Source organism: Arthrobacter sp. Y3221157, from assembly GCF_059089865.1.
This window is the reverse complement of sequence record NZ_JBNHFD010000120.1, coordinates 1-7,738: the sequence shown is the minus strand read 5'-3', so window position 1 is coordinate 7,738 and position 7,738 is coordinate 1. Positions and strand designations below refer to the sequence as shown.

General features: G+C 69.0%; 5 protein-coding genes. 2 read left to right on the top strand and 3 right to left on the bottom strand.

All coding sequences use genetic code 11. From position 1 onward, the window contains the following. Positions 1–133: 133 nt before the first annotated feature. On the bottom strand, positions 134–877 hold the full coding sequence (locus AC5RTT_RS18955) for a DUF5998 family protein (RefSeq protein WP_494146486.1): 744 nt from the start codon (positions 875–877) through the stop codon (positions 134–136). 63 nt (positions 878–940) lie between these two features. Beyond that, positions 941–3,625, bottom strand: a complete 2,685-nt coding sequence (locus tag AC5RTT_RS18950) for a bifunctional acetate--CoA ligase family protein/GNAT family N-acetyltransferase (RefSeq protein WP_494146485.1) — start codon at positions 3,623–3,625, stop codon at positions 941–943. Positions 3,626–3,701: 76 nt separating this feature from the next. On the opposite strand from AC5RTT_RS18950, the gene AC5RTT_RS18945 reads away from it, so the two are divergent. Together AC5RTT_RS18945 and AC5RTT_RS18940 are read left to right on the top strand one after the other, a co-directional pair. Further along, positions 3,702–6,209, top strand: a complete 2,508-nt coding sequence (locus tag AC5RTT_RS18945) for a DNA gyrase/topoisomerase IV subunit A (RefSeq protein WP_494146484.1) — start codon at positions 3,702–3,704, stop codon at positions 6,207–6,209. 9 nt (positions 6,210–6,218) lie between these two features. After that, positions 6,219–6,737 carry a DinB family protein gene (locus AC5RTT_RS18940; RefSeq protein WP_494146483.1) on the top strand — a complete coding sequence of 173 codons (519 nt, stop codon included), beginning with the start codon at positions 6,219–6,221 and terminating at the stop codon, positions 6,735–6,737. Here the strand turns inward: AC5RTT_RS18940 and AC5RTT_RS18935 are convergent. Continuing rightward, positions 6,734–7,738: ATP-binding cassette domain-containing protein (locus AC5RTT_RS18935; RefSeq protein ID WP_494146482.1), on the bottom strand; the 1,005-nt coding region annotated here is incomplete at its 5' end. The genes AC5RTT_RS18940 and AC5RTT_RS18935 overlap by 4 nt on opposite strands.

Here is a 7,738-nt window from a genome sequence, read left to right as displayed (position 1 = left end):
CCGAGGCTGGCCGCGGCGCTGGTGAGGACTTCGGCGACCGAGCGTCGGCCGTAGGCGGGGGCGGAAGGCAGGTCCTGCGCCTGGCCTGCGGGGGCAAGGGGGGTACTGACAGCCTGGTGCCGGTCTTCGGGCATCAGCGCTGCTGGTGGCCGCGGCTGAGCCGGGTGCCGAAAACACCGGCGCGCGGGCGTGGCGGGAGCGACTGCACATGGGGTGCCGGCGCGCTGGAGCCGGTATTCACTGCGCGCAGGGCACGGGCGAAGAGCTTGGCGTCCTGCACTGCCTGCAGGCCGTCGGCCTCGGCACTGATCCGCAGGACAATGTCCTCCTGGGCGATGGTGCCGGTGTAGCCGTGGTCCGCTTCGCACTGCGGATCCCCGCAGCTGGCAGGGCCCATGTCCAGCCGCTGGCCGCCGGACCAGGCGATGGACAGCGTGAGTTCGCGGACGGGATCGGAGGGCTTGTAGTTCTGCGGCTGGGAGTACATGTAGCTGAGGACCACGGAACGGATCTGCGCCACAGGCACCGATTCGGTGGAGATCTGGGCGACGATCTGCTCGCCGGCCTCGTCCAGCTGCTGGTCGTCGACATGCGTGATCACCAGCATGTCCGAGGTCAGGACCAGGACGGTGATGTGGCGGCGGACCTCGGCACGGTCGAAGTGGGTTTCCAGGTGCACCAGGTGGGCTACGCAGTCGCGTCCGTCCAGGGCATCGTCCACGACGTCGGCCACCAGGCGGGGGTAGAAGCCGGCCTTCTGCAGGGCGTCGTCCAGGCTCTGGCCCTGGGCACCGTGGCTGTGTGAGCTGTGGTGGCGGACGGCCTGGTTGTCATTGCCGGGCGTTTCGGGCGCCGACGCGGGAGGCTGTGAGCTCATGACCCCTATTTTCACAGATCGGCCATACACATTGCGAACCGCGCCGGTCCCGCACGCGCGGGCTCAGCCCAGCATGGCCCGGCGTGCGCTGTCGGTGCGCTGGGCGGCGTTGCCGATCCGGACGTCCGCGGCAAGGATGGTGGCGCCCGACGTGCCGCACAACACGGGATTGAATTCCACCAGTGCGATCTCGGGGTGGTTGTCCTTCATCCAGGCCAGCCTTCCGGCCAGGTCCTCCAGCGCTTCAACGTCGACGGCCGGCAATCCCTGGTACGCGAACAGCTTCCGGGCAGCCCTGGGTGCGCGGATGAAGTCGTGCACGTCGGCGGCGGACAGGGGCGGCACCCGGTGCGCCCAGTCGTCGAGCAGGCTGGTGGCGTCACCGGCCAGCCCGAACGAGACCACCGGACCCAGCAGCGGGTCCTCGATGGCCCTGAACGTGCACGCCTGGCCCACGGGCGCCATGGACTGCACCTCCAGTGCCGGGTCGCCGTAGGCGGCGAGCGCCCGGCGCATCTGGAGGACGTTCTGGCGAAGAGACTCCGGGTCCTGGATGTCGAGCCGTACTCCGCCCAGGTCGAGCCGGTGCCGCAGCGCGGGAGCGGTGGTTTTCAAAGCGACGGGCCAGCCCAGTGCGTCAGCCGCTTCGACGGCCTGCTCCGGGGTATCGAAGCCCACGGACGGGAGCAGCCGGATGCCGTAGTGGCCCAGCAGGGACGCTGCCGCTGCGGGGTCCAGCTGCTTGAGCTGCTCGCCGCGGACATCCCGCAGGAGGACCTCGATCTCGTCGCGTGCCTGCTGCGGGTCGCAGCCGGGGGGTTCCACGAAATGTCCGTGGTCCCGCGATACCCACTCCGCATACCGCACCACGGCCGCGAGCGCAGCGACGGCGGCGCCGGGGTTCGAGTAGCACGGGACGGCGTGGTCAAGCGACCCCACCATGCCCTCGACATAAACGGAGGGGTCCAGGATGCCGGTGAACGCCGCCACCACGGGCTTCCCGGCGGCGGCCGAGCATTCGGCCAGCACTTCGGCGATGCTGTCCACCGTGAGTCCCCGCGCGGGCAGCAGCGCCGCCACCGCCGCGTGCACGGCCTCCGATTCCAGCGCCTTCAGCAGCTCCGCGCGCAGGGCCGGCAGGGCAACGGACCGTCCGGCGTCGAGATCAACCCCGGCCACCAGCTGCGCAACGCTGAGCCCCTGGTCGGTGGCGCTGTCCGCCACCACTTTGCCCAGCGCCTGCGAGTTGCTGAAGATGGCGATGACCGGGCCGGCGGGAAGCGGTTGGCCGGATACAACCTGCGCCACGTCCACCAGCTGCTCGATGGTCTCCACCCTGATGACGCCGGCCTGGCGCAGCATGGCATCCAGTGCCCCCACCGGCGCCTGGGTTGTGCGCACGGCGTGGCCCGGGGGAAGCCGCAGCCCCATGGTGTCCGATTTAGCCACGATCACCGGTTTGGTCCGGGCCAGCCGCCGGGCGAGCCGCGAGAACTTGCGCGGGTTGCCGATGGATTCCAGGTAGAGGCCGACGGCGGAGGTATCGGCGTCGTCCTCCCAGTACTGCATCATGTCGTTGCCGGAGACGTCCGCCCTGTTTCCCGCGGAGAGGAACGTGGACAGGCCCAGCCGGCGCCGGCTGGACGCGGCGTAGAGCGAGACGCCGATGGCGGCGGACTGGCTGAAGAGGCCGAGGCTGCCGCGCAGGGCCAGTGTGGGCGCCATTGACGCGTTGAGCGAGACGTCCGGGTGCGTGTTCACGATCCCGAGCGAGGCCGGGCCGATGACGCGCATCCCGTTCGCCCGGGCCTGCCGCACCAGGTCCCGCTGCCGCTGGAGGCCGCGTTCGCCGTCGTCCGCGAAACCTGCCGAAGCAATCACCAGGCCCTTCACCCCCGCCGCAGCGCAGTCGGCCACAACCCCCGGAACTTCCTCGTAGGGCACCGCAACGACGGCCAGGTGCACCGGATCCGGGACTTCGGACAGGCTGCCGTAGGACAGCATGCCGGCCAGTTCGAAGGCCTCGGGGTTGATGGCGTAGACCGGCCCCGGGTACTTGCCTTCGATGATGTGCTCGAGCAGTTGGTAGCCCACCGTCCCCCATTTGCGGCTGGCACCAATGACGGCAACGGACGGCGGCGTCAGCAGGTCGCGGACGCTCCTCGCCTCCGCGCGGTGCTCGCGGGATTCCATGACGGCCCGGGATTTCTCGGTGGGGTCGATGTTGAACTCAAGACTGACAACGCCGTCGTCGAAATGCCGTTTGACGTCATAGCCGGCGTCGGAGAAGACCATCAGCATCTTGCGGTTCTCCGGGAGCACCTCGGCGGTGAACCGGCGGATCCCGTTTTCGTGCGCGGCGGCGGCGAGGTGTTCCAGCAGGATGGAGCCCAGTCCCCTGCCCTGGTGCGCGTCGGCGATGTTGAACGCGACCTCCGCCTCCGCGGGATCATCCAGCCGGTCGTAGCGGCCGATTCCGATGATTTCCCCGCGGCTGGTGATGACGAACGCCACCCGGTCCTTGTAGTCCACCTCCGTGAAGCGTTTGAGCTCCTTGCTGGACAGCCGGGCCTTGAAGGCGAAGAACCGCATGTAAATTGAATCCTGGGACTGGCGCATATGGAACGCCTGGACCGCATCCGCATCCGAGGGATGGATGGGGCGCAGGTGCGCTGTTCCGCCGTCGCGCAGGACGACATCGGCTTCCCAATGTTCCGGATATTCGCCGTCCCCGGGCTGATCCACCATAGGCTTAGCCTAGCCAAAAACTTCCGGAGCACTCCGGAAAGCTGCACAGTAACCCCCAGAAGGATTCACCAACCCCATGGCCCGCCGCCAAAGTTCAGCCCCTCCCGTGGACACCACCCCCTACACGGAGAACATCGTGAATATCGATGTGACCTCCGAAATGGAGGGTTCCTTCCTGGAGTACGCCTATTCCGTCATCTACTCCCGCGCGCTCCCAGATGCCCGCGACGGGCTGAAGCCGGTACAGCGCCGCATCCTGTACATGATGAGCGACATGGGCCTGCGCCCGGACCGCGGCCACGTCAAGAGCGCCCGCGTGGTGGGTGAGGTGATGGGCAAGCTGCACCCGCACGGCGATACCGCCATCTACGACGCCATGGTGCGCATGGCGCAGGACTTCTCGCTCCGGCTGCCGCTGATTGACGGGCACGGCAACTTCGGCTCGCTCGACGACGGCCCGGCGGCTCCGCGGTATACGGAGGCCAGGCTTGCTGCCGCCGCCCTCACGCTCACCGACCACCTCGACGAAGACGTGGTGGACTTCGTCCCCAACTACGACAACCAGCTGACCCAGCCCGATGTGCTGCCGGCGGCGTTCCCCAACCTGCTGGTCAACGGCGCTACCGGCATCGCCGTCGGCATGGCCACCAACATGGCACCGCACAACCTGGTGGAGGTCATCTCCGCCGCCCGGCACCTGATCGCCCACCCGGACGCCACGCTGGATGACATCATGCGCTTCGTGCCGGGCCCGGATCTGCCCAGCGGTGGCCGGATTGTTGGACTGGACGGCATCCGCGACGCCTACGCCACCGGACGCGGCTCCTTCAAGACCCGCGCCAAAGTCGAGGTTGAACAGCTGTCCGCGCGCCGCACCGGACTGGTGGTCACTGAGCTCCCCTACATGGTGGGCCCGGAGAAGGTGATCGAAAAGATCAAGGACGCCGTCAACGCCAAGAAGCTGACCGGCATCAGCGACATCGTTGACCTTACCGACCGCAAGCACGGCCTGCGCCTGGTCATCGAGCTGAAGAACGGCTTCAACCCCAACGCGGTCCTGCAGCAGCTGTACCGGTACTCGCCGATGGAGGACTCGTTCGGCATCAACAACGTCACCCTGGTGGACGGCCAGCCGCAGACGCTCGGCCTGGTGGACCTGCTGCGGGTGTACGTGAACCACCGGATTGACGTGGTGCGGCGCCGGACCGTGTTCCGGCTGGGCAAGAAGAAGGACCGCCTGCACCTGGTAGAAGGCCTCCTCATCGCCATCGTGGACATCGATGAGGTTATCCAGATCATCCGGTCCTCGGACGAGGCAGCCGCCGCGCGCGCCCGCCTGATGTCCATCTACGACCTCTCCGAAGTCCAGGCGAACTACATCCTGGAGCTGCGGCTCCGCCAGCTCACCAAGTACTCACGGATCGAGCTGGAGAAGGAGCAGGAGGAGCTGCGCCGCGAGATCGAGGAACTGGAGGCCATCCTGGGCTCCGAGGAACTGCTCCGCGGTGTGGTGTCCGACGAACTGGGCGAGATTGCCGAACAGCACGGCACTCCGCGGCGCACCGTCCTGCTGGAATCGGAAGCCGTGTCCCCTACCGTCGCCGCCGAACTGGCCGGCGCCAACGGCAAGAAGGGCAAGCCCGCACCGCTGGCCCTGGAGATCGCCGACGATCCCTGCTGGGCCATCCTCACCGCCTCAGGCCAGATCGGCCGCACCAGCAACCAGGAGCCGCTGGCCGAGGCGGGGCCGCGGAGCAAGCACGACGTGTTCACCTCCGTTGTGAAGACGTCGGCCCGCGGGGAAATCGCGGCCGTCACCTCCCAGGGGCGGATGCTGCGCCTGCAGGTGATGGACATGCCTGTCCTCCCGGCCATGTCAGGACTGCCCAACCTCGCCGGCGGCGTACCGGCCAGGGACTTCCTCACCCTGGTCAAGGGCGAAACCCTGGTGGCGTTTGTCCCGCTGGACGAGGTCCTGGCCATCGGCACCGCGCAGGGCGTGGTGAAGCGGGTACAGCCCGACTACCCGCTGAACCGCGAGGACTGGGAAGTCATCGCCCTGAAGGACAAGGACGTCGTGGTGGGCGTGGCACCCGCCGGGGCTGACGACGCCGAACTGGTGTTCCTCACCAGCCAGGCACAGCTGCTGAAATTCCCGGCGGCCAACGTCCGGCCCCAAGGCCGCACGGCGGGCGGCATGGCCGGCGTCAAGCTGGGGGCGGACGACCGCGTGATCTTCTTCGGTGCGGTGCAGCCCAAGGACGAGGCCGCCGTCGTGGTCACCATTGCCGGCAGCAACGGCGCCCTGCCGGGCACCGCTCCCGGCACCGCCAAGGTGACGGCTTTCTCGGAGTACCCTGCCAAGGGGCGTGCTACTGCCGGCGTCCGGGCGCACCGGTTCCTGAAGGGCGAGGACACGCTGCTGCTCGCGTGGGCCGGCCATGGCCCGGCAAAGGCGTCCTCCGCGGCGGGTGTGGCCAGGTCCCTGCCGCAGGAGCACGGCCGGCGCGACGGCTCAGGCGTGCCGCTGTCCCAGCCGGTGGAAGCCGTAGGTCCTGCGATGGCGTGGGCTGATCCCGCCTAGACTGCTGCCATGCCTATCGTTCCTGATGAAAAGGACTGGACCTGGGTCCTGACGCGTCCCTGCCCGGAATGCGCTTTTGACGCCTCCACCGCCACGCCGTCAACGGTCCCCGGGACCATTGCGAACATGCTGCCGCGGTGGCGGGCGGTGCTACGGCGGCCCGATGCGGCGGAACGGCCGAATGACCACACCTGGTCGGCGCTGGAATACGCCTGCCACGTCCGGGACGTCTTCAGCCTGTTCGACCAGCGGCTGAACCTCATGCTGGAATCGGACGACGCCCGGTTCGAGAACTGGGACCAGGACCGGACGGCCATCGAGAAGGACTACGCCAACGCGGACCCCGCGGTGGTCAGTGCCGAACTCGCGGCCGAAGGCAAGCAGGTGGCCGAGTCCTTCGCCGGCGTCCGGGAATCGGAGTGGGGCAGGAAAGGGCTGCGCAGCAACGGCTCCGAGTTCACCGTCCTGACGCTCGCCCAGTACTTCCTGCACGACGCCGTCCATCACCTCCACGACGTGGACGGCTAAGCGTTTCCTGCGTTTGCTCCCCTTCGGGAAGCCACCAGGGCGTCTTCGTCGCCCGGCGCCGCGCGCAGGACGAGCCGGGCATCTTCCGGCTGGATATCGGCCGGATTGTGCGTCACCAGCACCACCGTGCGGCCGCGCAGCCCGTGCCGCAGGTCTGCCAGCATGTGGCGGGCGGACCCGGCATCGAGGTGCGCCGTGGGCTCGTCCAGGAGGATCACTTGCGCCCCCGTCATCAGGGTCCGCGCCACGGCGAGGCGCTGGCGCTCTCCCCCGCTGAGGAACGCGCCGCCGGGGCCGATCCGGGTATCCAGGCCGTCGGGCAGGCGCTCCATGAGGCTGGTCAAACCCACGGCCCGGATGACGGCGCCCATCTCCGCCTCCATGCCGGCCCCGCTGCGGTCCGCGGAGCGTCCCAGCAGCAGGTTGCCGCGGATGGTCGAGTCGAAGAGGTGTGCCTCCTGGGGGCACCACGCGGCCCGGCCCGTCACGCGTGCCTGGCCCGCTGCCGCGGGAAGGAATCCCAGCAGGACCGAGAGCAGGGTCGATTTCCCGGACCCCGAGGGACCTGTCACGGCAAGCCAGCGCCCCGGTTCGGCAACGGCATTGACGCCCGTGAATACGGGCCTGCCGCCCGGCCATGCGGCGGCGAGGTTGTCCAGTTCGACGCCGGGACGGTTTCCGGTGCGGGCCGGCACCGCGTGGAGCCCGTCGGAGCCGTCCGCTACCGGGTCCAGGGCTGCCAGCGCGCCGGACTCCTCCACTCGCTGCAGGACTGTCCGCAACGCAGGGAACTGGCGTACCGCCGTCGTGATGGCTGCGTAGGGTTCCACCAGCGCGAGGAGGAGCAGGACCACCACCGCCGCGGTTGCCGGCGCGATCCGGCCATCGAACACGGCCGGGGCGGCCAGCCAGGCGGCCGCGAGGGCAGCGGCACAGCAGGCGGCCGTCGTGACAGCCTGGCCCAGCCCGTCCGCCCAGGCGGATCGCCGGGACGCCGCGGT